Source organism: Agrobacterium sp. P15N1-A (assembly GCF_044626815.1).
GTDB classification, from domain to species: Bacteria; Pseudomonadota; Alphaproteobacteria; order Rhizobiales; family Rhizobiaceae; genus Agrobacterium; species Agrobacterium leguminum.
This window is the reverse complement of the sequence record NZ_JBIUPF010000002.1, coordinates 542,633-566,193: the sequence shown is the minus strand read 5'-3', so window position 1 is coordinate 566,193 and position 23,561 is coordinate 542,633. Positions and strand designations below refer to the sequence as shown.

Here is a 23,561-nt window from a genome sequence, read left to right as displayed (position 1 = left end):
GTGGTTTGCGCGCAGAGATTTGCGGTTGTCCACGGCGCTCCCCCGGTGCGACGGAGCCTTATCCCACCAGCGGCAGCAGCTCGGGGCTGATCAGCGCGCCGTGGTGACCGATGACGGTTGCCGCCGCCCTTGCGGCGAAGGTGGCCGCTTCCTCCGGCGAACTGCCGGTCACATAACGGGCAAGGAAAGCGCCGTTGAAGCTGTCGCCGGCGCTTGTCGTGTCCACCACGTCCACAGCCTTCACTGCCGGTGCGTGACTGCGGCTGCCGCTGAAATCGAGCGTCGCGCCCTTGGCGCCGTCCTTCACGACGATGTTCTCGACGCCCAGCGAACGGTAGCGGTCGATGGTCGCTTCCACGGAGACATCGCCGAAATGGCTCGCCTCGTCATCGAAGCTCGGCATGACAAGCGTTGCGGCGCGTGCGCCGTTGGAGATGGTCTCGAGCATCGTATCCTTATTCGCCCACAGACGCGGGCGGATGTTGGGGTCGAAGACCACCAGCTTGCCCGCTGCCCTGGCGCGGCGCAGTTCGGCGAGGAACGTATCGACATCATGGGCGGAGGCGAGAATGGCGAGCGTGATGCCGGAGAAATAGACCACATCGGCGCTTTCCACCGTCCTGCGCAGGTGGTCCGCATCGGCGGCCAGCTGCCTTGCGGCGGCGGCGTTGCGCCAGTAGCTGAAGGTGCGCTCGCCGTCCTTCAGGTTGATGAGGTAAAGGCCGGGCGTGCCGCCCTTTATGCGGCGGATTTTCTCCGTGCCGATGCCGGCTTCCGCGATGAAGGTGAGCATGTCTTCAGAGAGAGGATCGTCGCCGAGTGCGGTGAAATAATCGACCGACCAGTCGCCCGGCAGGCAGGCCCGGGCATACCAGGCGGTATTGAACGTATCGCCGGCAAAACCCTTGCGCAGCAGCCCGTTGCCGGCCTGCGACAGTTCCACCATGCATTCGCCAATCGACAGAAACCGTCCGCCCACGCCGTCATCCTCCCGTTTTTTCCAGCCATGCGGCTTACGACGAGTGCGCGCCGCTGACAAGGGCGGTTGTGGCCGTTTGTGCATGTGCGAAGTTCCGGTTTACGCGGCGGCGACAGCTTTATATTCTCGTGCCACGGCGCTTTCGCTTTTCTTCGAATCGCGAAAGCGCCGTGTCTCTTTTTTACGCATGTCTCTTTCCCAAAACCGCGTCACACTTTTGGGAGACATGCGCCGGCCACCATCAGGAGATCGCCCATGCCGCTAACCCATGCCCCGGTCCACAAACCCCAAGCGCAATCGGACTGGTGGAAGGGAGCGGTGATCTATCAGGTCTATCCGCGCTCGTTTCAGGATACGACCGGCGACGGTTTCGGCGATCTTGCCGGGGTAACGAAACGCCTGCCCTATATCGCCTCGCTCGGTGTCGACGGCATCTGGCTCTCGCCCTTCTTCACCTCGCCCATGGCCGATATGGGGTATGACGTTTCCGATTACTGCAATGTCGATCCGATGTTCGGCACGCTTGCCGATTTCGACGCGCTGATGGCAGAGGCGCACCGTTTGGGGCTGAAGGTCATCATCGATCAGGTCATCTCGCACACGTCGGACCGGCATCCCTGGTTCGTGGACAGCCGGGCGAGCCGCACCAACAGCAAGGCCGACTGGTATGTCTGGGCCAATCCCAAGCCGGATGGCACGGCGCCCACCAACTGGCTTTCCGTTTTCGGCGGCCCGGCATGGGAATGGGACGGCGTGCGCAAGCAATATTACATGCACAGCTTCCTCGCCTCACAGCCGGATCTCAATTTCCACAATCGCGAGGTGCAGGATGCGCTCCTCGAAACCGTGCGTTTCTGGCTGGATCGCGGGGTGGACGGTTTCCGGCTCGATACCGTCAACCATTATTTCCATGACAAGCTTTTGCGCGACAACCCGCCGCTTTTCGACGAGGAAAGTTTCGGTCTCGATGCTTCCGACGTCAATCCCTATGGTATGCAGGACCATCTCTACGACAAGACGCGGCCGGAAAACGTGGCTTTCCTGAAGCGTTTTCGCGGGCTGCTCGATGAATATGACGGCCGCGCCACGGTGGGCGAGGTGGGAGACGGGGCGCGGTCGCTGAAGACGGTGGCGGCCTATACGTCCGGCAATGACAAGCTCAACATGTGCTACACTTTCGACCTGCTGGGGCCGGATTTCAGCGCGAAGCATCTGCGCGCCTCGGTCGAGACCTTCGGCAAGGTGGTGACGGATGGCTGGGTGTGCTGGGCCTTTTCCAACCACGATGTGGTGCGCCACCTCAGCCGTTTTTCCGAAAGCGCGGAGGAGCAGATGCGGGTGGCGAAGCTTGCCATCTGCGTTCTCGCCAGCCTGCGCGGTTCCATATGTCTCTATCAGGGCGAGGAACTGGGTCTGACCGAGGCGGAACTCGCCTTTGAGGATCTGCGCGATCCATACGGCATCCGCTTCTGGCCCGCCTTCAAGGGGCGGGACGGATGCCGCACGCCGATGGTGTGGGAGACCGGCAAGCCGAATGCCGGTTTTTCAAGCGCTGAAAAGCCTTGGCTGCCGGTGCACTATGTTCATGCCATGCAGGCTGCGGACGCGCAGGAGCGCAAGCCGGACTCGGTTCTGAACCATTACCGCGCGGTTTTGTCCTTCCGAAAAGGTCACGGCGCGCTGCGCGACGGTGATATGCATTTTATCAAGACCAATCTCGATGTGCTGGCCTTCACGCGCCAGAAGGGCGATGAAAAACTGCTCTTCGTTTTCAACCTCACCCGCGAACCGGTGGAATTCCCGATACCGAAGGCCATGCGGATCACCGATATACTGCCGATGCCGGGTTTCGCACCGCTATTCGATGCGGGTGTCGTGAAGCTCGATGAGCTGGATGTGTTTTGCGGGGTCGTTGCATGAACGGGCAATTTGTCATCGAGACGGCTGGCGGAGCATCGCTCGATGAGTGGTCGCTTCTGCGGCACCGTTTGTGGCCGGATGCTTCACCCGCCGAACACCGGGTGGAGTTGCAGGGCGTCTCCGACAATGAGATTGGATTTATTGCCTATGATCCGGCGGGCATGGCCATCGGTTTTGCTGAAGCCAGCCTGCGGCACGATTACGTCAACGGATGCGACACCTCGCCCGTGGCGTTTCTCGAAGGCATTTATGTGGAGGAGGCATTTCGCAAACAGGGCGTTGCGGCTGCTTTGATTGCCGAAGTAACCCGTTGGGCGACCAGCAAGGGTGTGAGCGAGCTTGCTTCCGATGCCGATATTTCCAATGTCGATTCACACCGCATGCATGCGGCGCTGGGATTTGAGGAAACGCAGCGGGTGGTTTATTTTCGCAAGTCTCTGCCTCTGGGTTCATAACCTCCCGGCATTGTTCAGTCAGCCGATGATGTCAGTCTTCGCGGGCGCCTTCCGGCGATCACATGCGTTGCCATGATCGCGTCTTGGGTGGTGAATAGTACTATTTAAGTATTGATGAAATTTATAACATTTTCAAATTGGATTAATTCATGATTGGAAATTAAATATATTCATTTTGATAATGGTTACGCAGTAATTTTTTCACATTTACTTCGCTGTTGGCGAGCCTTGGGCAAGCTTCCAGTATTAATCATTGAAACCTACAGATTTTTCGGTCTCCACCCATAAAGTGAAGCAGGGATTGTCATGTCCGTTTCAATCAAGAATTTCAATCAGCCCAATACCGCGAATTCCACCTCGCCGCGCGCCAAAGCTAAGGCCGCCCCTCCATCCATCCGAGAGGTCTTCCTTTCCGGACAATCGGCAGCCCGCGCATCCACACCGAAACCAGCCACCAAAACCTCGTCAGCCGACTATATCGCATCGCCCGACTTCATGCGGAATCTGAGGGCCAAGCTTTCCCTGGCGGGGGACGATCCGGCGCAATATCTGCGCGCCCGGTCGATGATGAGCGCTCTCGAGCGTGGGGCCTTGCAGGTTTCGAACCCCACCCAGGGCAAAACGATCAATGCGTGGGATCCGAACCAGAAAAACGCCAAGCCGACGACAGCCACCGACATTGCCAAGACCAACTGGGTGGATTTCCTCAACACGCAGCTGAAGCGCAGCGAAGACGGTGCGCTTTCCAGGGATGGAAGCGGCAGCTATGTCGACAATGCGACGGGAAAACACGCCTATTTTGGCAGGGTCGCGGGCAAATATTATTACGTCACCTGGCCTTCGGAGACGAAAGCATGAGGCCGCTCTCGCGGCCTCAAAATGCGGATTGAGCGTTTTCCGCTGCCTCCGGTCGGCAAGCCACGGTCAGATCAGCGCAAACCGGTCCACATCCACCATGCCCATATCGGAAATCTTCAGATGCGGGATGACGGGCAGGGGCAGGAAGGCGACCTGCAGGAAGGGTTCTTCCAGTGTCGTGCCGAGCGCATAGGCCGCTTTTCTAAGCGTGTGCAGCGTGTCTCGAACGGTCTCATAGGGTTCGAGGCTCATCAGCCCGGCGACGGGCAAAGCGATCTCGCCCGTCACCCTGCCGTCTTCCACCACCACGAAGCCGCCCTTGATTTCGCCGAGACGGTTGGCGGCCAGCGCCATGTCGTCTTCGCTCACGCCGACGACGCAGATATTGTGGCTGTCATGGCCGACGGTGGAGGCGATGGCGCCCTTTTTCAGGCCGAAGCCCTGAACGAAACCATTGGCATGGTTGCCGTTCTTGCCGTGGCGTTCGATCACGGCGACCTTGATGATGTCGTTCTCAAGATCGACGGTGGTCTGGTTGCCATCCGTCGGCAGCCTGTAACGGCGATGCTCGGTAATGATCTTGCCGGGAAGCACGCCCATGACAGGGCTTTCGCCCTCCGTGACCGGCACGCCGAAATGCGAGGCGAGCACGGGTCTTGCCTTGACGCTGTCGAGGCCGACGGGTGCGACCGGTTTGCGCGTGGCAAAAAGAGCGTCATCGACGATCCGCCCGCCGGAAAGCACCATGCTCGCCTTGCAGTTCTGCAGGCTGTCGACCACCACGAGATCGGCGCGCCAGCCTGGTGCGACAAGGCCGCGGTCGCGCAGGCCGAAGGCTTTTGCGGCGGAAATGGAGGCGGCGCGGTAGATGGCGAGCGGTTCCACGCCGCTGGCGATCGCTGTGCGGATCATATAGTCGAGATGGCCCTGTTCGGCGATGTCGAGCGGGTTGCGATCATCCGTGCAGAGGGCCAGATAGGGCGACAGGCGTTCGGTGATGATCGGCATCAGGGCGTGCAGGTCCTTCGAGACCGAGCCTTCGCGCACCAGAATATGCATGCCCTTGCGGATTTTCTCCAGCGCCTCGGCAGCACTCGTGCATTCATGTTCGGTGCGGATGCCGGCGGCGAGATAGCCGTTCAGCGCCGTGCCGGAGAGAAGCGGTGCATGCCCGTCGATATGCTGGCCCTGGAACGCCTCGAGCTTCGCCATGCACACCGGATCCTTGTGGATGACGCCCGGAAAATTCATGAATTCGGCAAGCCCGATGACCTTTGGATGATCGCGAAACGGCAGCAGCTTCTCGATGGGCAGATCGGCGCCGGCGGTTTCCAGATGGGTGGCGGGCACGCAGGAGGAGAGCTGCACGCGGATATCCATGATGGTTTCCATGGCGCTGTCGAGGAAGAACTGAAGCCCCTCCACGCCCAGAACATTGGCGATCTCGTGCGGGTCGCAAATGGCGGTGGTAACGCCATAGGGCAAAACGCAGCGGTCGAATTCGTGCGGTGTCACCAGCGACGATTCGATATGGAGATGCGTGTCGATGAAACCCGGAACGACGATCTTTCCGGAAATGTCGATTTCCTGTCGCCCCTTGTAGTTTTCGCAGGTGCCGACGATGGTGTCGCCACAGATGGCGATATCCGAAGCGACGAGTTCTCCGGTGACGAGGTCGAAGAAGCGTCCGCCCTTGAGAACCATGTCCGCCGGTTCACGGCCCGTACCCTGATCGATGCGCGTTTCAAGTCTGGAATTCATGCGGGTTTCTTCGGCTCCTGATTTACGTCGTATGCGAGAATTTTCACTATTTACATTCTGTGGTTGTTTCTTGGTCTATTCGGATTGATTCTTTGAGTTTTAAATATATCCAGAGTAAAAAATTTTCATATTTGTGTTATCTAATCTTCCGAGGTGCAAGTTTAGGCAGGGTTGGGAAGACTTGACTTCACCTTTATAGTTTAGCCGGTTGCGCGCCGACATTTTTACGAATTACGGTTTCAGGTTATCATTCCCGGGAAGGAAAATAAAAGCATCTGATGCTCAAACGAATTTCCACCCAGCAACTGACGATTGGCATGTTTATCGAAGCGGTCGAAGGAACGCTTTCGAACCAGGGATTTTTAAAGCGGCACCGCTTTCTTTTGCGGCACGAGGAATTAATGCGTCAATTGAAATCAAGCGGCGCCGAAAGCATCGTCATCAACACGGCCAGGGGATACGATACCGAAGGCAGCGCGCGTTCCGTGGCGGTTTCGTCGCAACCGGGCAATTGCCCGGAAACCGTCGCTGCGGTTACCCACGCCGTACGCTCGGCCGCCGATGCGATTGCCGAGACCTTTGCTTCCGCAGAAGCCGGCGGTGGTGTTTCGCTGAAGGGCATGGCTGCGGCGGCGGGCAAGATTTCCGATGCCGTACAGTCGAACCCGGCGATTTTCATCGGCGTCACCCGCCTGAAATCGAAAGATGAAACGACCTTCGTGCACTCGGTCTCCGTCAGCGGGCTGATGATCCTCTTCGGCAATTATCTCGGGCTCGACAGGGGAACGGTCAATCTGCTCGGCATCAGCGGGTTGCTGCATGATATCGGCAAGGTGGAAATCCCCTCATCGATCCTCAACAAGGCGGAAGGGTTGAGCGCCAGCGAGCGGGAAATCATCAATCTCCATCCCGCATTCGGCCGGGATATATTGTCGCGCAATGTGCAGATGCCGGAGATGGTGCTCGATGTCTGCTTCAATCATCATGAGCGGATGGATGGCGGCGGTTATCCGAGCGGCCGTGCGGGCAGCCAGATCAGCTTCTATGCGCGTATCGCGGCGATTTGCGACGTCTATGACGCCGTCACCTCGGTCAGGCCCTACAAGAAGCCGTGGACGGCGAATGACGCGCTGACCTGGATGCTGCGGCGGGAAGGGCATTTCGACATGCAGCTGCTGAAGAAATTCGCGCTGTGCATTTCCGCCTCGCTGCCGAGGGGTTAGTTGCCGAAGATGATCGCCATGTTCAGGCTGTCGATGTAACGCCCGTCGATCAGAACGGCATCACGGCCCCGGCCTTCATGCACAAAGCCGATCTTTTCATAAAGCGCGATTGCCCGGGCATTGTCCGCATGCACGCTCAGTTCCACACGGTGCAGCCCGCATTGACGGGCGGCATCGAGCGTCTGCCGCATCAGCTGTCCACCCAGCCCCTTGTCGCGATAGGCCGGCAGGATGCCCATGCCGAGCGTGCCGCGATGGGCATGGGTGGGCCTGCTCTCGCGGCGAATATCGCACCAGCCGACCACCTTGCCATCCGCAATCGCCACGAATTGCGGATGGTCGTTCTCGATCATGTCGAGAACGAAGGCGCGGACCGAATCGAGCGGCGGCGCCTCCAGGAAGCTCAGATATTTCCGCTCACGCGACACCGCATCGAGAGCACGGTGAAAACTTTCAACGTGCTCCGCCCGGATGGGTTCGATGCTGATGGCGTCGGCAGCAGCCATCATGCCGCCTTCGTCTTCGCCTTGCGGGTCAGATGCACCACGACGTTTTCGATCATGCGCATGCCGGCGTCCTGGCCGAGCGTCATGATTGATTCCGGGTGGAACTGAACGGCGGCCACCGGTTCCTTGGCATGTTCGATGCCCATGATCGTGCCGTCCTCGCTTTCCGCCGTGATGATGAAATCACGCGGAAGGGTGGAGGGGTCGGCGAAGATCGAGTGGTAACGGCCGACGGTCACTTCCTTGCCGAGACCGGAGAAGACGAGACCGGGCTCCAGCACGCGGATGCGTGAGGGCTTGCCATGCATCGGCACCGCAAGCTGGCGAAGTTCGCCGCCATAGGCTTCCGCCAGCGCCTGAAGGCCGAGGCAGACGCCGAAGATCGGCAATTCGCGGGCGCGGGCGGCCTTGATCGTCGCCTTGCAGTCGAAATCCGTCGGGCTGCCCGGTCCGGGAGACAGCACGACGAGATCGGGCTGGAAGCGATCGAACACCTCTGCCGCAACCGGCGTTCTGACGGTGGAGACGGTCGCGCCCGTCTGGCGGAAATAATTCGCCAGCGTGTGCACGAAGCTGTCTTCGTGGTCGACGAGCAGGATTTTCACACCGGTGCCAACCTTGGCGGCGTCGCGCTTGGTGGAAGCGGCGTTGGTGGCTTTCGCATCGCGAATGGCGGCGATCATGGCGGATGCCTTCAGCTCGGTTTCGGCTTCTTCTTCCTGCGGATTGGAATCGTTAAGCAGCGTCGCACCCGCACGCACCTCGGCAATGCCGTCCTTGATGCGGATGGTGCGCAACGTGAGGCCCGTATTCATGTCGCCGTTGAAACCGACCATGCCGATTGCGCCGCCATACCAGGCGCGCGGGCTCTTTTCATGGCCCTCGATGAAGCGCATGGCCCAGAGTTTCGGCGCACCGGTGACGGTGACGGCCCAGGCGTGGCTGAGGAAGCCGTCAAAGGCGTCCATGTCATCGCGCAGGCGGCCTTCGATGTGGTCCACCGTGTGGATGAGGCGCGAATACATCTCGATCTGGCGGCGGCCGATGACCTTGACCGAGCCCGGCTCGCAGACGCGGCTCTTGTCGTTGCGGTCCACATCCGAACACATGGTCAGTTCGGATTCGTCCTTCTTCGAATTGAGCAGTTTCAGAATCTGCTCGCTATCGGCAATCGGGTCGTCACCACGCTTGATGGTGCCGGAAATCGGGCAGGTCTCGATGCGGCGGCCGGAGACGCGCACGAACATTTCCGGCGAAGCGCCGACGAGATATTCCTGATGGCCGAGATTGATGAAGAAGGAATAGGGCGAGGGATTGATCGCCTTCAGGCGGCGGGAAATCGCCGACGGATTGCTCTCGCAACGCTCCATGAATTTCTGGCCGGGAACGACCTCGAACAGGTCGCCGCGGCGGAAGCTTTCCTTGGCTTTCACCACCAGTTCGGAATATTCGCCGGGGCGGTGATCGCCCTTGGGCGGGATCGTATCAGTGGTCTTGAAGGGATCGGGCGTAATGTCGGAGGACTTGCCGTCCGTCGTCACGCCGCCCTTTTCGAAATCGTAGCGGTCGATCCAGGCCTTGGCGGAATAGTGGTCAACGACGAGGATTTCGTCGGGCAGGAACAGCACCATGTCGCGCTGGTCTTCCGGGCGCGCCAGCGACAGCTTGATGGCGTCGAACTGGAAGGCGAGATCGTAACCGAAGGCGCCGAACAGGCCGATGGCCGAATCCGCATTCGAATAAAAGAGGTCGACGATGGCGCGCAACGCCGTGAAGACGGTCGGGATTTTCGAGCGTTCTTCTTCGGTAAAGACGCGGTCCGGCTCGTTGACGGTCAGATCGAGACGGCGCGTGGTGGAAGCGCCAAGCGTGAGATCGGGCGTCGCCTTCAGCTTCTCGGTGATGAAGGAAAGCAGCACTTCGCCGCGACCATTATAGGCCTCGATCCACATTTTGCGGCCGAAACAGGAAATGCCGAGCGGCGGATCGACGATGGCCGTATCCCAGCGGGTGTAACGGCCCGGATATTCGTAGTTGGACGAAAAAACCGCGCCGCGATGGGAATCGAGCTTTTCGATATAATTATCGATGGCGCTGGCGTAATCGGCGGGCCGACGCTTTCGGCTGACCTTGATGCCGCCTTTCGTCTCGTAGGTTTCCGCTCCGTCATCCTGAATGATCGTTACCATTTCTCTCATACTTCCCGTTGTTCAGGCCCGATGACAGGCGGCATAATAACAAAAAAGCCGCCTGAAAATTCGGGCGGCTTGGACTTTGTCTGAAGACATGACTGGTCAAGGCCGCGAAAAGCTGCCCCACCACCAGTTAGCAATGTTCTTAGACACGATGTTCATGGGAAAATTGTTAGCGCGCACGATCCGCCTTGGCAAGCGGATTTCGGTGAGGGAATGAACCTTACGGGCCGTCGCGGCGTTGCACTCCTGCCGAAACGGTCAGGAGTGCCCCGAAAAATGCTTCATCGCCTGTGTCTTCTGGTAACAAGCCTCGCATTGATTTCCGCCTCTGAACCGCCGGCGCAGGTGCCGGTGCCGCAACCGAAACCGGGCGCTGGGCAATCCGCCACCCCCTCGGAAAAGCCATCCGACGAGCCGCCGCAAAACCCCACGGAAGCGCCCAAACCGGCCCCGAAACCGCAGGTTCTGGAAGAGCGGAAACCGGATGATGGTAAGACGCCGGCAGACAAGGGGGCCGATGACAGCAAGACAGGCGTCGAAGGCAAGGCGAGGGAGGGCAAAGAGGAGGGCGAACAACGGAAACCGGATGGTGACGCCGCAAAATCGGAGGAGAAGCCGCCCGAGCCAGTGAAACCGGAAGATCCTGCCGCGCTTCAGGCGTGCCTTGGCGCGTTGAAGGATATCGGCGCGGAGTTCAAGCAGCTTGAGCCGATCCGCGATGCGGAGCAGGGATGCGGCATCGAAGCGCCTGTCGAGCTTTCCATGGTTCTACCCGGCATCAAGCTGGAACCATCGGGCACCATGCGCTGCGAAACCGCGCTTGCGCTTTCCCGCTGGACAAAGGAGATGATGGTGCCGGCGGCGGCTCTGGCTATGCCGGAGAAAAAGGTGACGGCCATCGCCAATGCCTCGACCTATATCTGCCGCAACCGCAACAGCGCGGAAAACGGCAAGATTTCCGAACATGCCAAGGGTAACGCCGTGGATATTTCCACGATCGCCTTCGATAAGGCCGAACCGCTGGTGATGAAGCCGCGGGGCGAGGACGGAACGCCGGAAGGCGCTTTCCAGCGCACGATTACCGCCGCCGCCTGCCTGTTCTTCCGCACGGTTCTTTCCCCCGGCAGCGACGCCACCCATCAGGATCACCTGCATCTCGACGTGCTGGAGCGAAAAGGCCGCTATCTCTATTGCCGCTGACAAAAAAGGGGCGACCCGAAGGCCGCCCGACTGGAGATGATGTTTCTGCCCGGTTTTAGAATTTCTGGGTCAGAGAAATTTTGAAGGTGCGTCCGGCTTCCGTATAGAAGTCCACCGGCTGGTTGACGGTGCTGACGGAATTCGGGTTCACGTCGCGAACGCCGACGGCATTCCAGTATTTCCTGTCGAACAGATTGTAGATGCCGGCCTGGATGCGCAGGCCCTTGGTCTGTTCCGGTTCCCACCAGCCGGTCAGGTTGAAGACGCCGTAGCCGGGGGCGTCGAAGGTGTTGGCCACCCTGTCGTCACGCATGCCGGAGGAGAAGACACCGGTAAATTCCGTGCCCCAGACGTCCTGCTCGTAGCCGATGCCGACAACGGACTTGAAGGGCGCGACCGTGCGAATGAATTCGTTGGTGTCGGTGTCCTTGCCATAGGCGTAAGCGAGCGAAGCATGGGCGAAGAAGCCGTTTGCGAGGTCCTTGCGGACTTTGGCTTCGACACCGGAGATTTCGACGTTGTTACGGTTGCGATAGGTGAAGAGCGATCCGTTGCCCCTGCCGCCGAAGCCGGGGAAGAGCGTCGTCGAGGTCGTGTACTGCTCGATGAAGTTCTTGTACTTGTTGTGGAACAGCGTCAGGCTTCCCGTGAGGTCGCCGGAGGCGTAGTTCGCGCCGATTTCGAAACCGTTGCTGGTCTCGAGGTTGAGGGCGGAATTGCCGACCACCGCGTAACCGGAGCTGATGTTGGAGAAATTCAGGTACAGTTCGTTGATCGTCGGGGCGCGATAAGCCATCGACCATTGGGCGAAGAGCTGCAGTTCCGGTGTGACGTCATAGGTCGCGAGAAGCTTCGGCGAGAAGCGCGAGCCGCTGTTGCCGGTCGGCAGGCCGAAAGTTCTGTAGCCGCCATTGCTGGAAACCGAGCCGTCCGGGTCGTAGTCATAGGAATCGAAGCGCAGGCCGGGGGTCAGGCGGAAGCCGTTGCCGAAGGCGATCTCGTCATCGAGATAGAGGCCGAGGCTCTTGCCGCTCACATCAGGCATGTCGGACTGAGAAGAAGACGTCACGCCGGCCGTGTTGGCGTAGAGCTCCTGGCTGAAATCGGTCGTCATGGCATTGCCGCCGAAACGGACCGTGTGCTGCACGCCGCCAAGCTCGAAGCCGGATTCAAGGCCGCCGACGATGCCGAATGCGCTGTTGCGCATGCTGTCTTCGCGAATATAGAGCGAATTGTTGGTCAGGCGGTCACCGGCGCCGGATTCCTTGGAAAGACGCGTCCAGTAGAGCGAGAGATTGGCGGCGTCGATGAAGCCGTCGGTCGAGGGCGCTTCGTATTCGTAATCGAGCGATACGCGATCGCGCTCGGTATCCTCGTAGCCCCGGTAGTCGCCGATCCGGTAGGTCGAGCCCGAAACGCTGACGCCCTGCAGGGTCTTCATGTCGCTGCGGTTTCTCAGCGAATAACGCTCGGCCGTCAGCCCGATGCGGTGACCGCCTTCAAGGTCCTGACGGATCTTGAACATCAGGTTGCTTTCATAGGTGTCGGCGGGATTGGGCTTGGTGCGGCGCGTTCCGTAGACATCGGCCGTACCCTTGTTGTCCGTCTCGTTGCCGCGCTTGTAGGAGCCCTGGAACAGGACCGAGGTATTCTCGATCTTCTTGGCGACGGCGAGCGATCCGCCCACGCTTCTGTCTTCGCTGTCATAGGTGGTCTTGGCCACGCCGCCCCAGTCCCTGCCTTCGCCGATCAGGTCTTCCGGCTCGAGCGTGCGCAGCACCAGCGCGCCGCCGAGAGCACCGGAGCCGATACGGCTGGAATCTGCGCCACGCACCACATCGACCGTCGAGAGCGAGGAAAAATCGAAGCTCGAATTCGTATTGCTCAATGTGGTGGTGGCCTGACCCTGCCGGGCAAAGTTTTCGAAGAAGGGAACGGGAATATTGTCGATCAAGGTGACGACGCGTGCGCCGCCGAGGCCGCGAATGAACAGGCCGCCGGGCCGGCCGGGCTTGGCATCGACGTAATCGACGCCCGGCTCCGTGCTGTTGCCGAGGTCCTTGATGCTGCCGATGTCCTTCTTGCGGATATCTTCCGCCGTGATCTGGCTCGCCAGCGGCGTGTCGGCGACGGCATTGGCGCTTTTGACGCGCTTGCCCTTGACGACGATCCTTTCAAGCGTGGTGGCGCCGTCCGCCTGCGACGCGGCATCCTGTGCCCGCGCGGGGCCGGCAAGCGGCAGAAGAGAGATGGCAGTGCACAGAAGCAGCGCGGAATGCGTGCGCGAAATGGACATTAAGTACCCCCAGGTAGGCGCGCGAATGGGCCACGGCGTGCGAAAGCACGCCGCGCTTGCCGCCGCGGCTGAAACTGTTTTGATTGTTACGGGCGAGCCGATAAGCGAGGACTAAAAAACATGATGATAACTGTCAACATATTATATATGACTTTTTGCATCATGTTTTAAAGCATAACAGTATGTTGCAAAAATATGACGCTTGTCCGCTCTCGAACCTCACGGGTGAATGGGGTGTGAAAACGCCACGGTACGGTCAAAGTCCCGACATTGCCGCTTGCTAGGATATTCGCAGCCAGTTTACATGGCGAAACAAACCATGCCCCAACAATAAACAGATTATTAATCGGATACGGAAATGAAGTCTCTTGAACTGCTCGTTGAGCGGATCATCCTCTCCAGCCGCTGGCTGCTCGTCGTTTTTTATCTCGGGCTCGTCGCGGCACTGGCGGTTTATGCGTTTTCCTTCGCGCTCAAGTTTCTGAAAGTTGCGAAGAACGTTTTCACCTACGACGAAGCGGACATGATCCTCGCCATGCTGGGTCTGATCGATGCGGCGCTGGTCGCCAGCCTGATCGTCATGGTGATGATTTCCGGTTACGAGAACTTCGTCAGCCGCTTCGACGATGCCGATGCCGAGGTTTCCTTTCTGGGCAAGCTCGATTCCGGCAGCCTGAAAATCAAGGTCGCATCGTCGATCGTGGCGATCTCGTCGATCCACCTGCTGCAAATCTTCCTCAACGCCAGTCAATATTCGGACAGCAAGCTGATGTGGTTCACCATCATCCATCTGGCTTTTGTCGTCTCGGCGGTCATGCTCGGTTTTCTGGAAAAACTGATGGCCAAGCCGAAGGACAAATCCGAAAAGCCGGTGCTTTGATCAGGATGGTCCAGCCGATATGAAGGTCGCAACCCCGTTCTGGCCACGCCGCATGTTTCTCGCTCCGGTCGCTGCATCCCGGCGTGTCGAGGGTGTGTGAATGGTGAAGACGGAACGTCAGGCCAGACTTTGCGACGATCTGTCGGCTGCGGCCGACAAATCCCAATGGCTGGAGGCGCTGCGGGAAGTGATGCGCGCCTTCGGTTATGCCTATGTGACCCTTTTGCGGTTACCCGGCGGCCAGAATGCCTATGCCTTGCCAACGGTTGTCGAAAGCAGCCTGCCCGTCTGGGTCGTGAATGCGATGACCAGGGACGGCGCACTTGGGGACTGTCCCGTCATCAAGCGTGGCGCGTCATCGATGATGCCGCAATATTGGTCGCTGCAGGATCCGGATATTGCCTGCGGACCGCTGGTGGATGCGGCGGACTCGCTGAGCAGCATGGGCATTACGTCCGGTCTGATGGTGCCGGTGCACGGCATGTACGGCAACCGGCATCTGATGAATTTCGCGGGCGATCGCGATATTCTGCCGCAAGCCGCGCTCAACGAACTGAGCATGATCGTGCTGCATGCGCTGGAGGTTTATGACCGGCTTTGCCGCACCAACTCAAAAGGTCCGTCGCCGCTGACGAAGCGGGAACTAGACGTTGTGCGCTGGACGGCGCAGGGAAAGACCTCCGTGGAGATCGCCGAGCTTCTGTCCATCTCGGAACACACCGTCAATGCCTATATGAACAACGCCATCCGCAAGCTCGACTGCGTCAACCGCACCCAGCTGGTGGCCAAGACGATACGCCTTGGCCTGATAGACTGATCGACCCTGTCGTTCCCGGCAGGCCTCGCCTTACCGGTCGAGAACCGAGCGAAGCTCGACAAGATTCGAGCGAACCCGCAAAACGTAAAATCCCATGGTGGCGAGGTGCGAGGGCATGATCCAGCCGCTTTCCTCACCATTGGAAATGATCGCCGGCTGAATGCGCAGGGCTGCGCGGGTCTGCAACAGCGTGTCGTTCCACAGGTTGGTCAGGTTACGCTCGCGGATGACCTGCGCGAAGTCCGATCCGGCGGCGGAAAGCACGCCGTAATAGCCGTAGAGCTGGCCATAGGCGAACCAGAAGCGGTCGTCGGCGCGCGTATCGAACCAGCCGCCATTATAGTTTTCCGAACGCTCGCGCAGAATTGCAGACGTGGAGCCGATATCGCCGGCGATACGGTCGATGAACTGGATGAGGTTGTCGGCGCGGGTATCGAAGACGGCCTTGCAGGCGGCGAGCTCGCCGTTGAAGGCCTGGAAGCTGCGGATGGCGGCGCGGTAATAGCTGGGGGTCGGGGTCTTCGGGCCGAAGGGATCGAGACCGAAATACCAGGAATATTCGCTGAACTGCATGTTCCCGCGCGCTTCCTGGAGATTGTTGTTGATGCCGGAGGTTCCGCGCACGCGGCCGAGCGTATCCACCAGTTCCACCGAGGTGCGGCGCACGGCCTGGTTTACGCCACGCTGGAAAGACGCCTTGTTGTCCAGAAATGGCGTGCTGTCCCAGTCCATGCCGAAAAGGCCGAGACGATAGAGCAGCATGGAGGAAATCCATGCGTTCTGGTTGACGTTGAAATCGGTGAGATCGGCGGCCGCATCAACGATGGCCGAACGCTGGCAGACCGGTGCGGACGTGTTCGCGGCGGCACCCGTTGCGCCACCCGCCGGGGCGGCGGCGGGCAATTCCTGCCCGGCAGGCACGGTGCGCTCTTCAAGCTTGTAGCGGGCGACGTAATCCGGGTCGAAATTCGTCCAGACCTGGGTTTGCCAGATGAAATATCCGTAAAAGCCGGCAAGAAAAATGACGATGAGGGCGATCGGACCCTTGATGAGCCAGTTGCGGCCGCTGTACCAGCCATGGGCGGCCATGAAGGGCCACAAAAGCCAGGCGACGAGAAGACCGGCGGCCCTGCCGATGGCGCTGAAGGCTGCCTGAATCAAAGCGGTGATCCGGTCGATCATGTCGTCATAGTCTCCTCTGCCCGTGGGGCTGGACGCCGGAAGAAAAACACGCGGCCCGCCCGCGCCCTTCGGCGCTTCTTATAAACCGCGGTCATTTACTGTCTTCCAGATATGTCCCGGTCAACCGGGATACAACATGATTGCGAAACTTTTCTCAACCTGCGGTCCGCGCCGGCCATTATGGCTTTCCACACCGATTGTGGAGCAACAGCCGCCGCGGAACCGAAGGGATATGTCCTCAAAGGCCGAGCTTGGCGATCTCGTCATTCAGCCGGTCGCGCGCCTTTTTCGGCAGTTTGCCGTTCTTGACTGCGTCGAGATTGGCCGGCGCGGCATCGCCGACCACAACGAGCGCGATCATGCCCATGCCGAGATGCGGTGTGCATTTGACGACGTAGGCGCCTTCCTTCTCGACCGTCAACTTCACCGTCTCGTTCATCTTGCCCTTGAAGTCTGCGACACCCTCGGGGATCATGTCCTTCACGGCTGCCGCATCATGGCCTTTGTCGACCGGGACGAAGGTGATGACGTCGCCGACGGCGGCCTTGACGGTTGCGGGCTCGAAGACCATCGCCTGACCGTCGCTGCCCTTGTTGAGCATCTTCACTTCGATTTCGGCGGCAAGGGCGGGAAAGGCGAAAAGACCTGCGAGAATGGCGAGGCCGGCGAATTTGGCAGTTTTGTTCTGCATAGTTTTGCTCCTGAGAGAAAGCACATCCACGCGAATGTGTCGCCGTCGTCTTAGCCCAGGAGCGGGGGAGCCATCTTTGCGGAAAATCAAATGCGGCAACCGGACGCAGACGTTCACTCGCCCTTGAACGTCTCCACCCAGTGGCGGCGGCAGAAGGAAACATATTTCTCGTTGCCGCCAACATCGATCTGCGCGCCTTCCGTCACGACCTTTCCTTTATTGTCGAAGCGGGCCACCATCGTCGCCTTGCGGCCGCAATGGCAGATGGTGCGGATTTCGCGAAGCTCATCGGCAATGGCGAGCAGTTCTTTCGAGGCGGGGAAGAGCTTTCCCTGAAAATCCGTGCGCAGGCCATAGGTCATGACCGGGATGTTCAGCCTGTCGACAATGTCGGCAAGCTGCCAGACATGGTGTTTGGAGAGAAAGTTGGCTTCATCGACGAAAACGCAGGCGACGGGCGCTTCAGCGTGGAGGGCCGATACCTCGGCGGACAGGTCGGTATTGTCATCGAAGGTCAGGGCGTCGGAGGACAGGCCGATGCGCGAGGCAACACGCCCGACGCCGGCCCGGTCGTCAAAGGCGGCCGTGAAGATCAGTGTGCGCATGCCGCGCTCCTGATAATTGTAGGATGCCTGCAGCAGCATGGTCGATTTGCCGGCATTCATCGTCGAATAATTGAAATAGAGTTTTGCCATTATCCACTCCCGGAGCACCGTTGCATCATTCCGACGTGCGTTTGAATGCTCCAACCTCTTCAATCGGCACACCGTGCCTCACAAACCTGTCGCGGTTTTCCAGCCGATGCTGCATCCAGCGTCTTTTGACGGCGAAGACGCGGATTGAAAAGTATGGCCGTTGGAAAAACACAGATTTCTACGGTCTGCCCTTTTTCGACATTGCACCGCTGAATACCGACATTTTCACCATTTTGTCGCAAACGGTGCGCCAAAGCACGCAAATGCACGCGAGTTGATTGTGTCCGGCAGATATTGATAATGGCAAGGGAACGAAAAAACAGGGAGCAAGCCATATGTTTGCAAATAGAAGCCGCTGTCTGGCCCTGGCCGCAGCAATCTCCTCCATGACGTTCAGTGCGGCCGGCGCTGCGGAACCGGCAAGCTGTGGCACAGTGCGCTTTTCCGATGTGGGCTGGACCGACATCACCGCCACGACGGCGACCGCCACCGTGCTTCTGAAAAGCCTTGGCTATGAAACCGACGTCAAGCTTCTCTCCGTACCCGTTACCTACACATCCCTGAAAAACAAGGACATCGACGTCTTCCTCGGCAACTGGATGCCGACCATGGAAGGCGATATCGCGCCCTACCGCGAAGACAAATCCGTGGAAACGCTGCGGGAAAACCTGACCGGGGCGAAATACACGCTGGCGACCAACGCCAAGGGCGCCGAACTCGGCATCAAGGATTTCAAGGACATCGCCGCACACAGCGCCGATCTCGGCGGCAAGATCTATGGCATCGAGCCGGGCAATGACGGCAACCGCCTGATTCTCGACATGGTGGCCAAGGACAGTTTCGGTCTGAAGTCATTCGAGGTGGTCGAGTCGTCCGAACAGGGCATGCTCTCCCAGGTGGCGCGCGCTGAAAAATCCGGCGAGCCCATCGTCTTCCTCGGCTGGGAACCGCATCCCATGAATGCGAATTTCAAGCTGACCTATCTGACCGGCGGCGACGAGGTCTTCGGCCCCAATCTCGGCGGCGCGACGATCCATACCAATGTCCGCAAGGGTTACGTCGAGGAGTGCCCGAATGTCGGCGCCTTCCTCAAGAACCTGCAATTTTCCCTGCCCATGGAAAACGAGATCATGGGCAAGATCCTGAATGACGGCCTTGAGGGCGAGGCGGCTGCAACCGCCTGGCTGAAGGCCAATCCGGCGGCGATCGAGCCCTGGCTCGCCAACGTCAAGACCAAGGATGGCAGCGCTGACGCCCTGCCTGCCGCCAAGAAGGCTCTCGGCCTCTAAGCCGCAAGACGATGCATGACTGCATCCGGCCTGCGTGGCAGGCCGGATCAGCGGGAAATAACGATGCCCATGCATGACCTTGCCTGTGAATTTTCAGACATTGAAGGTCATGCGCCAGCACCGCGTCCGGCAGTTCCGCTGCCGGCCGTCATTTCTGCATTGGAGCAATCCCGGTGAAACGGGATGACGATGCTCTATTTCTTTGTTGTCTGCGCAATTCCGGACGCAAAACCGCTCTGCACTTTTGCCGGAATTGTTTTAGTTCACGAAAGGTCTTTTCTTACCGTGGAATGGCTCAGCGCTCCTGAAAACCGCCTGCCCGTCGGCCGATATGCCAAGGAGGCCATTGACTGGCTGACCGGCAATCTCGCTTTTTTCTTCGATTGGCTTTCCTTCATTTTCCAAAGCGTCATCAACGCCCTGCTTTACGTGCTGCAGGCGCCGCATCCGCTCATCATCGTGGCGATCCTGACGGCGCTTTCCGCCTGGACGCGCCGCTCCGTCGGCATGCCGGTCTTCACGGCGCTCGGCCTGCTGCTCATCATCAATCTGGGCTACTGGAAGGCGACGACGGAAACGCTGGCGCTCGTCATCGCCGCCAGCGCCGTGTGCATGATCATCGGCATACCGCTCGGCATATTGGCGGCGCGGCGCAAATGGATCTATGCCGGCATGCGCCCGGTGCTGGACCTGATGCAGACCATCCCCACCTTCGTTTATCTCATCCCGGCGCTGGTGCTGTTCGGTCTCGGCATGGTTCCGGGGCTCATCGCCACCGTCATCTTCGCCATTCCGGCTCCCGTGCGGCTCACGCGCCTCGGCATCGTTTCGACGCCGCCGGCGCTGGTGGAGGCGGCCGTCGCGTTTGGCGCCACGCCTTCGCAAGTATTACGCAAGGTGGAGCTTCCCTTCGCCGCGCCTCAGATCATGGCCGGCCTTACCCAGACGATCATGCTGTCGCTGTCGATGGTGGTCATTTCCGCCCTCGTCGGCGCCAATGGTCTCGGCGTACCCGTGGTGCGCGCCCTGAACACCGTCAATATAGCCATGGGCTTCGAAGCGGGACTGTGCATCGTCATACTGGCGATCGTTCTCGACCGGCTTTTCCGCCTTCCCGGCGCGGAGGATGATCTATGAGTGACGCCATCATCTTCGGAAATGTCGATATCGTCTTCGGCGACCGGCCCGATGCGGCGCTGCCGCTGATCGACAGGGGCAGCACGCGTGACGAGATCAATGCCGAAACCGGACTGGTTCTCGGCGTCGCCAATGCCTCGCTCTCGGTCAGCGAGGGCGAGATACTCGTGCTCATGGGGCTTTCCGGTTCGGGCAAGTCGACCCTGCTCAGGGCCGTCAACGGGCTTGCGCCCGTGGTGCGCGGCAATGTCGGCGTGAAGACCAAAACCGGCTATGTCGATCCCTATCGCTCGACGGCGAAAGCGCTGCGCGATCTGCGCATGCACACGGTCTCCATGGTCTTCCAGCAATTCGGCCTTCTGCCCTGGCGCAATGTGGCCGACAATGTCGGCTTCGGGCTTGAGCTTTCCGGCGTGCCGGAAGCCGAGCGCAAGCGCATGGTGGCCGAGCAGCTGGAACTGGTCAATCTCTCCGCCTGGGCCGACCGCAAGGTGGGAGAGCTTTCCGGCGGCATGCAGCAGCGTGTGGGGCTGGCGAGGGCCTTTGCCACCGGAGCGCCGATCCTGTTGATGGACGAGCCGTTCTCGGCGCTCGATCCTCTCATCAGAAGCCGCCTGCAGGACGAGCTTCTGGAGTTCCAGAGCCGGCTGAAGAAAACTATCCTCTTCGTCAGCCACGATCTGGACGAGGCCTTCCGCATCGGCAACCGGATCGCCATGATGGAGGGCGGACGCATCATCCAGTGCGGGACGCCGCAGCAGATCGTCAAGCAGCCGGCCACGCCCTATGTCGCGGATTTCGTGCAGAACATGAACCCGATCTCCATGCTGACCGCCGCCGATGTGATGAAGCGTGGGGTGGACGAACGCAACGGCCAGATGACGGTCGCCGCCACCGCCCGTCCGTCATCGCCGCTGATCGATATTCTCGATGCGCTGTCAAAACATTCGGGCGCGATCGGCGTCGTCGACAATGGTGCGATCGTCGGCACGATTTCCGCCGATGAAGTCGTGGCGGGGCTGACACGTCACCGCAAAAAATAGTGATTCGCCTGTCTGAAAAAGAAAGGGCCTTCCATGGAGGGCCCTTTTTCTGTTTCCAGAAGATCTTCGCGGCGCAAGTTATACCTTCCCACGGTAGCAAAGAATATTTTTGATATCACAAGTTATGCATGAAAATAATTACTAATAAAAATCATATTGCAAACTTAGAGAAAATTGCGCAAAGTTAATCTAGATTCTTTAGCTCGCTGCTAAATTTAAGGTGGTAATAGATTGTCACCCCAAAATCCGGCATCGGGTGTTAAGATTGAGGCGCTCAACTTTTGATCGTTTATTGCTTATAAATACTGCTGCTAATACATGTGTTTATCATGAAATTGACAAAAAACAGGCAAAAAGCTGATAATTTGGTCACAATATTTTAAGTAAATAACCGGTGAAGAATAGTCTTTGAAAGGGACACGATATAAGCAAGATTTAGGTATATACAACGTATCGACTGAATTATAAAAACACCTTTTGGAACACCTATAATAGCCACCATGACCGTCTTTTTCGACTGTCATCAGGAGACTTGAGCGTATGGATAACCAATCTCTGTCGGAACATAGCATCGCCGCTGCAGACTTGCTCTCAGCCATGGCGAATCCCAAGCGCCTGATGATCTTGTGCACGCTGGTGGATACGGAAGTGCCGGTCGGTGTTCTCGCTTCACAGGTTGGTCTCAGCCAGTCCGCTCTCTCGCAGCATCTTTCGAAATTGCGTGCCCAGCGGCTGGTGAAGACACGACGGGATGCGCAGACCATCTACTATTCCAGCAATTCCGAATCCGTGAAAAAGATCCTCGCCTCCCTCGAGGAAATTTACTGCCAGGCGCAGAAGAGCAGCAAGACCGCTGCGTGATCCCACGGCCCTGTTAAGGCCCGGCAGCACCACTCGATTGAAACCGGCGCACGACGCCGGTTTTTCTTTTCAGCCACCTTCGCTGCGTTGCATCCGGCATAGGGATCGGGGGCTGTGTATTGGCGCGGTTTTCAGGCCGGTGCGGCAACCTGTATCTGCTGCTTGAGACGGCTTGCCGCAGCTGCATATCCGCCGTCGGCGCCATCCACGAAATGCATGTGGTCTCTCGAAAGCGGAGACGGAACGATACAGGTCATCAATGCGGCATCCTGTTCGTGCAGGCCGTAATAACAGCTTCCCGAGAGGCGGCCCTGCTCCAGCCGCGCGCGGATTTTTTCGAGCCGTGCGGCGTCGATATCCACCGTCATCTTCAGGCCGTCATCGAATTTCCTGAAATCGGTGTTGCTCGCGACCGAACGCCGGTAGCGTATCGCATTGAACGGTCCGAACGAGAGCCCAGTCACGCTCAAAAGATTGACGAGCAGGGACTCGCCGAGAATGCGAAACGAGCGGCGCATCTTGCCCCAGACATCGTGATAGGCAGCGCCGGCGCGGGCTTCGAGGCCTAGCCCTTCGCGCACGAAACCGAGTTTCGGCCCATCCTCCGGCACGGGGTGGCCGTGTCTTGCGTCCTGTTCAGCCAGATCGACAAGATCGACGACCAGTTGGCGAAATGCCGGCATGTCCCGCGACGGCCCCGGCACGGCGATGATCGACACCACCTTGCCATGGGTGGCTGGAATGGGGTTCCAGCGGCATGAAAGACCGGTGAGATCGGGGCGCTCGCCCGTTTCGGCTGCGGGCAGGGCATATTGCCCCTCCTTCATCCGCGCTTCCGCCCAGCTGTTGCCGCCGCCCGAAAACATGGCGTAGGAAACATCCTCGCTCGCCTGAAAGCGCGCGACACGAATATCGAAGCCATTTTCACGAATATCCTCGACGGGAACCAGCGCCACGCGCATGGCAAGATCGAGATCGTCCTTCACCCAGCGCTGCACATTCGAAAGCGCGGTGCGTGCGACAGAGAGCCCGTGGGGCGGCACCGCGACAGCGGCGCCATCGCCGCCGAAAACGAAGGGCAGATCGTGACGCCCGAGACTGTTCGATACGCCCGATATGACCGCCGCACCCGCCATGTTGACGGCCTTGTAGCGGCCGGTGCCGATTGCCGAGGTAGAATCAATGATATCGGCGATGGCCAGCCCCCACCCCGGCGGCAGGGCGCGATAAAGCGCCGGGTCGGCCACGTCCTCAAAATGCCGGAAGACGGGCAGGCCCGTCAGAAATTCTTCATCTGCTGCGATCATGGCGTATTATCCTCCAGCGGCGGCCAAACGCCAAGCGTTTACGGAAGGTCGATGCCGTCCGTTCAGACGGCGCAATCATGGCCGATCCGGCGATTGATTTACCGCTAATAGAGCTAATCCAGCAAAGTGACTTGCATAAATCATCAAACCTTCCGTATGAGTTGAGTGGAAGGCTCGGAATTCAAAAATGGAACGAGTTTTCGCCGGGAGGCGTCCGATAGTTTCATTCGGTCGGCGCCCATGGCGCTCACCGGGTCCCGCGACCC

The 23,561-nt window shown here is 59.2% G+C and carries 21 protein-coding genes; 12 read left to right on the top strand and 9 right to left on the bottom strand.

Annotated elements, in window-relative coordinates; genetic code table 11:
• Positions 1 to 58: 58 nt before the first annotated feature.
• On the bottom strand, positions 59 to 979 hold the full coding sequence (locus tag ACIK7D_RS10710; RefSeq protein WP_400156265.1) for a sugar kinase: 921 nt from the start codon (positions 977 to 979) through the stop codon (positions 59 to 61).
• A gap of 255 nt (positions 980 to 1,234) precedes the next feature.
• On the opposite strand from ACIK7D_RS10710, the gene ACIK7D_RS10705 reads away from it, so the two are divergent.
• The 3 genes from ACIK7D_RS10705 to ACIK7D_RS10695 all read left to right on the top strand — a co-directional run bounded on the left by ACIK7D_RS10705 (position 1,235) and on the right by ACIK7D_RS10695 (position 4,212).
• Positions 1,235 to 2,899, top strand: a complete 1,665-nt coding sequence (locus tag ACIK7D_RS10705; RefSeq protein ID WP_400156264.1) for an alpha-glucosidase family protein — start codon at positions 1,235 to 1,237, stop codon at positions 2,897 to 2,899.
• Positions 2,896 to 3,354: an aminoglycoside 6'-N-acetyltransferase gene (gene aac(6'), locus ACIK7D_RS10700; protein ID WP_400156263.1), complete on the top strand. Its 459-nt coding sequence runs from the start codon at positions 2,896 to 2,898 to the stop codon at positions 3,352 to 3,354. Before ACIK7D_RS10705 ends, aac(6') begins: the two co-directional genes overlap by 4 nt.
• Before the next feature lie 306 nt (positions 3,355 to 3,660).
• Entirely contained in the window at positions 3,661 to 4,212 is a 552-nt protein-coding gene (locus ACIK7D_RS10695; protein ID WP_400156262.1) for a hypothetical protein, read from the top strand.
• 66 nt (positions 4,213 to 4,278) lie between these two features.
• Here the strand turns inward: ACIK7D_RS10695 and ade are convergent, their stop codons facing one another.
• Positions 4,279 to 5,973: an adenine deaminase gene (gene ade / locus ACIK7D_RS10690; protein ID WP_080816150.1), complete on the bottom strand. Its 1,695-nt coding sequence runs from the start codon at positions 5,971 to 5,973 to the stop codon at positions 4,279 to 4,281.
• A gap of 278 nt (positions 5,974 to 6,251) precedes the next feature.
• Between ade and ACIK7D_RS10685 the strand changes: the two genes are divergently transcribed.
• Positions 6,252 to 7,196 (top strand): HD-GYP domain-containing protein, encoded by a 945-nt coding sequence (locus ACIK7D_RS10685; protein WP_400156261.1) that lies wholly within the window; start codon positions 6,252 to 6,254, stop codon positions 7,194 to 7,196.
• On the opposite strand, the gene ACIK7D_RS10680 is transcribed toward ACIK7D_RS10685, so the two are convergent.
• Both ACIK7D_RS10680 and ACIK7D_RS10675 read right to left on the bottom strand, forming a co-directional pair.
• Positions 7,193 to 7,705, bottom strand: a complete 513-nt coding sequence (locus ACIK7D_RS10680; protein ID WP_174025325.1) for a GNAT family N-acetyltransferase — start codon at positions 7,703 to 7,705, stop codon at positions 7,193 to 7,195. The genes ACIK7D_RS10685 and ACIK7D_RS10680 overlap by 4 nt on opposite strands.
• Positions 7,702 to 9,891: an anthranilate synthase gene (locus tag ACIK7D_RS10675; RefSeq protein ID WP_065655671.1), complete on the bottom strand. Its 2,190-nt coding sequence runs from the start codon at positions 9,889 to 9,891 to the stop codon at positions 7,702 to 7,704. The genes ACIK7D_RS10680 and ACIK7D_RS10675 overlap by 4 nt, the downstream gene beginning before the upstream one ends.
• 282 nt (positions 9,892 to 10,173) lie before the next feature.
• On the opposite strand from ACIK7D_RS10675, the gene ACIK7D_RS10670 reads away from it, so the two are divergent.
• The gene (locus tag ACIK7D_RS10670) at positions 10,174 to 11,097 is read left to right on the top strand and encodes an extensin family protein (RefSeq protein ID WP_400156260.1); all 924 of its coding nucleotides are present in this window, start codon (positions 10,174 to 10,176) and stop codon (positions 11,095 to 11,097) included.
• 55 nt (positions 11,098 to 11,152) lie between these two features.
• Here the strand turns inward: ACIK7D_RS10670 and ACIK7D_RS10665 are convergent, their stop codons facing one another.
• Positions 11,153 to 13,393 carry a TonB-dependent hemoglobin/transferrin/lactoferrin family receptor gene (locus ACIK7D_RS10665; protein WP_400156259.1) on the bottom strand — a complete coding sequence of 747 codons (2,241 nt, stop codon included), beginning with the start codon at positions 13,391 to 13,393 and terminating at the stop codon, positions 11,153 to 11,155.
• Positions 13,394 to 13,751: 358 nt separating this feature from the next.
• Between ACIK7D_RS10665 and ACIK7D_RS10660 the strand changes: the two genes are divergently transcribed.
• A complete protein-coding gene (locus tag ACIK7D_RS10660; RefSeq protein WP_003524933.1) occupies positions 13,752 to 14,273 on the top strand; it encodes a TIGR00645 family protein in 522 nt (173 codons plus the stop codon).
• 100 nt (positions 14,274 to 14,373) lie between these two features.
• Positions 14,374 to 15,090 carry a helix-turn-helix transcriptional regulator gene (locus tag ACIK7D_RS10655; protein ID WP_080816165.1) on the top strand — a complete coding sequence of 239 codons (717 nt, stop codon included), beginning with the start codon at positions 14,374 to 14,376 and terminating at the stop codon, positions 15,088 to 15,090.
• Positions 15,091 to 15,120: 30 nt separating this feature from the next.
• Here ACIK7D_RS10655 and ACIK7D_RS10650 read toward each other — a convergent pair whose 3' ends face one another.
• From ACIK7D_RS10650 to ACIK7D_RS10640, 3 genes are all read right to left on the bottom strand, one after another.
• Positions 15,121 to 16,272, bottom strand: a complete 1,152-nt coding sequence (locus ACIK7D_RS10650) for a DUF2333 family protein (protein WP_080816169.1) — start codon at positions 16,270 to 16,272, stop codon at positions 15,121 to 15,123.
• A gap of 238 nt (positions 16,273 to 16,510) precedes the next feature.
• On the bottom strand, positions 16,511 to 16,963 hold the full coding sequence (locus ACIK7D_RS10645; RefSeq protein ID WP_080816172.1) for a pseudoazurin: 453 nt from the start codon (positions 16,961 to 16,963) through the stop codon (positions 16,511 to 16,513).
• 113 nt (positions 16,964 to 17,076) lie between these two features.
• Positions 17,077 to 17,658: a thymidine kinase gene (locus ACIK7D_RS10640; RefSeq protein ID WP_400156258.1), complete on the bottom strand. Its 582-nt coding sequence runs from the start codon at positions 17,656 to 17,658 to the stop codon at positions 17,077 to 17,079.
• A gap of 20 nt (positions 17,659 to 17,678) precedes the next feature.
• On the opposite strand from ACIK7D_RS10640, the gene ACIK7D_RS10635 reads away from it, so the two are divergent.
• From ACIK7D_RS10635 to ACIK7D_RS10615, 5 genes are all read left to right on the top strand, one after another.
• Complete coding sequence (locus ACIK7D_RS10635; protein WP_400156257.1) at positions 17,679 to 17,936, top strand: hypothetical protein; 258 nt, start codon at positions 17,679 to 17,681, stop codon at positions 17,934 to 17,936.
• Positions 17,937 to 18,044: 108 nt separating this feature from the next.
• Complete coding sequence (locus ACIK7D_RS10630) at positions 18,045 to 18,947, top strand: choline ABC transporter substrate-binding protein (RefSeq protein ID WP_400156389.1); 903 nt, start codon at positions 18,045 to 18,047, stop codon at positions 18,945 to 18,947.
• Between the two features lie 285 nt (positions 18,948 to 19,232).
• On the top strand, positions 19,233 to 20,084 hold the full coding sequence (gene choW / locus ACIK7D_RS10625) for a choline ABC transporter permease subunit (protein ID WP_059754593.1): 852 nt from the start codon (positions 19,233 to 19,235) through the stop codon (positions 20,082 to 20,084).
• Positions 20,081 to 21,127 carry a choline ABC transporter ATP-binding protein gene (gene choV, locus ACIK7D_RS10620; RefSeq protein WP_080816180.1) on the top strand — a complete coding sequence of 349 codons (1,047 nt, stop codon included), beginning with the start codon at positions 20,081 to 20,083 and terminating at the stop codon, positions 21,125 to 21,127. Before choW ends, choV begins: the two co-directional genes overlap by 4 nt.
• Positions 21,128 to 21,667: 540 nt before the next feature.
• Positions 21,668 to 21,988: a helix-turn-helix transcriptional regulator gene (locus tag ACIK7D_RS10615; protein WP_003524068.1), complete on the top strand. Its 321-nt coding sequence runs from the start codon at positions 21,668 to 21,670 to the stop codon at positions 21,986 to 21,988.
• 131 nt (positions 21,989 to 22,119) lie between these two features.
• Here the strand turns inward: ACIK7D_RS10615 and ACIK7D_RS10610 are convergent, their stop codons facing one another.
• Positions 22,120 to 23,295, bottom strand: coding sequence for a DUF3095 domain-containing protein (locus ACIK7D_RS10610; RefSeq protein ID WP_400156256.1), 1,176 nt, complete (start codon positions 23,293 to 23,295; stop codon positions 22,120 to 22,122).
• Positions 23,296 to 23,561 lie beyond the last annotated feature (266 nt).

Excerpts from the sequence above, each read along its gene's own strand:
- ACIK7D_RS10705 (WP_400156264.1), top strand. The coding sequence starts at position 1,235 with ATGCCGCTAACCCATGCCCCGGTCCACAAACCCCAAGCGCAATCGGAC.
- ACIK7D_RS10695 (WP_400156262.1), top strand. The coding sequence starts at position 3,661 with ATGTCCGTTTCAATCAAGAATTTCAATCAGCCCAATACCGCGAATTCC.
- ade (WP_080816150.1), bottom strand. The coding sequence starts at position 5,973 with ATGAATTCCAGACTTGAAACGCGCATCGATCAGGGTACGGGCCGTGAA.
- ACIK7D_RS10685 (WP_400156261.1), top strand. The coding sequence starts at position 6,252 with ATGCTCAAACGAATTTCCACCCAGCAACTGACGATTGGCATGTTTATC.
- ACIK7D_RS10680 (WP_174025325.1), bottom strand. The coding sequence starts at position 7,705 with ATGATGGCTGCTGCCGACGCCATCAGCATCGAACCCATCCGGGCGGAG.
- ACIK7D_RS10675 (WP_065655671.1), bottom strand. The coding sequence starts at position 9,891 with ATGGTAACGATCATTCAGGATGACGGAGCGGAAACCTACGAGACGAAA.
- ACIK7D_RS10670 (WP_400156260.1), top strand. The coding sequence starts at position 10,174 with ATGCTTCATCGCCTGTGTCTTCTGGTAACAAGCCTCGCATTGATTTCC.
- ACIK7D_RS10665 (WP_400156259.1), bottom strand. The coding sequence starts at position 13,393 with ATGTCCATTTCGCGCACGCATTCCGCGCTGCTTCTGTGCACTGCCATC.
- ACIK7D_RS10660 (WP_003524933.1), top strand. The coding sequence starts at position 13,752 with ATGAAGTCTCTTGAACTGCTCGTTGAGCGGATCATCCTCTCCAGCCGC.
- ACIK7D_RS10655 (WP_080816165.1), top strand. The coding sequence starts at position 14,374 with ATGGTGAAGACGGAACGTCAGGCCAGACTTTGCGACGATCTGTCGGCT.
- ACIK7D_RS10650 (WP_080816169.1), bottom strand. The coding sequence starts at position 16,272 with ATGATCGACCGGATCACCGCTTTGATTCAGGCAGCCTTCAGCGCCATC.
- ACIK7D_RS10645 (WP_080816172.1), bottom strand. The coding sequence starts at position 16,963 with ATGCAGAACAAAACTGCCAAATTCGCCGGCCTCGCCATTCTCGCAGGT.
- ACIK7D_RS10640 (WP_400156258.1), bottom strand. The coding sequence starts at position 17,658 with ATGGCAAAACTCTATTTCAATTATTCGACGATGAATGCCGGCAAATCG.
- ACIK7D_RS10630 (WP_400156389.1), top strand. The coding sequence starts at position 18,045 with ATGACGTTCAGTGCGGCCGGCGCTGCGGAACCGGCAAGCTGTGGCACA.
- choV (WP_080816180.1), top strand. The coding sequence starts at position 20,081 with ATGAGTGACGCCATCATCTTCGGAAATGTCGATATCGTCTTCGGCGAC.
- ACIK7D_RS10615 (WP_003524068.1), top strand. The coding sequence starts at position 21,668 with ATGGATAACCAATCTCTGTCGGAACATAGCATCGCCGCTGCAGACTTG.
- ACIK7D_RS10610 (WP_400156256.1), bottom strand. The coding sequence starts at position 23,295 with ATGATCGCAGCAGATGAAGAATTTCTGACGGGCCTGCCCGTCTTCCGG.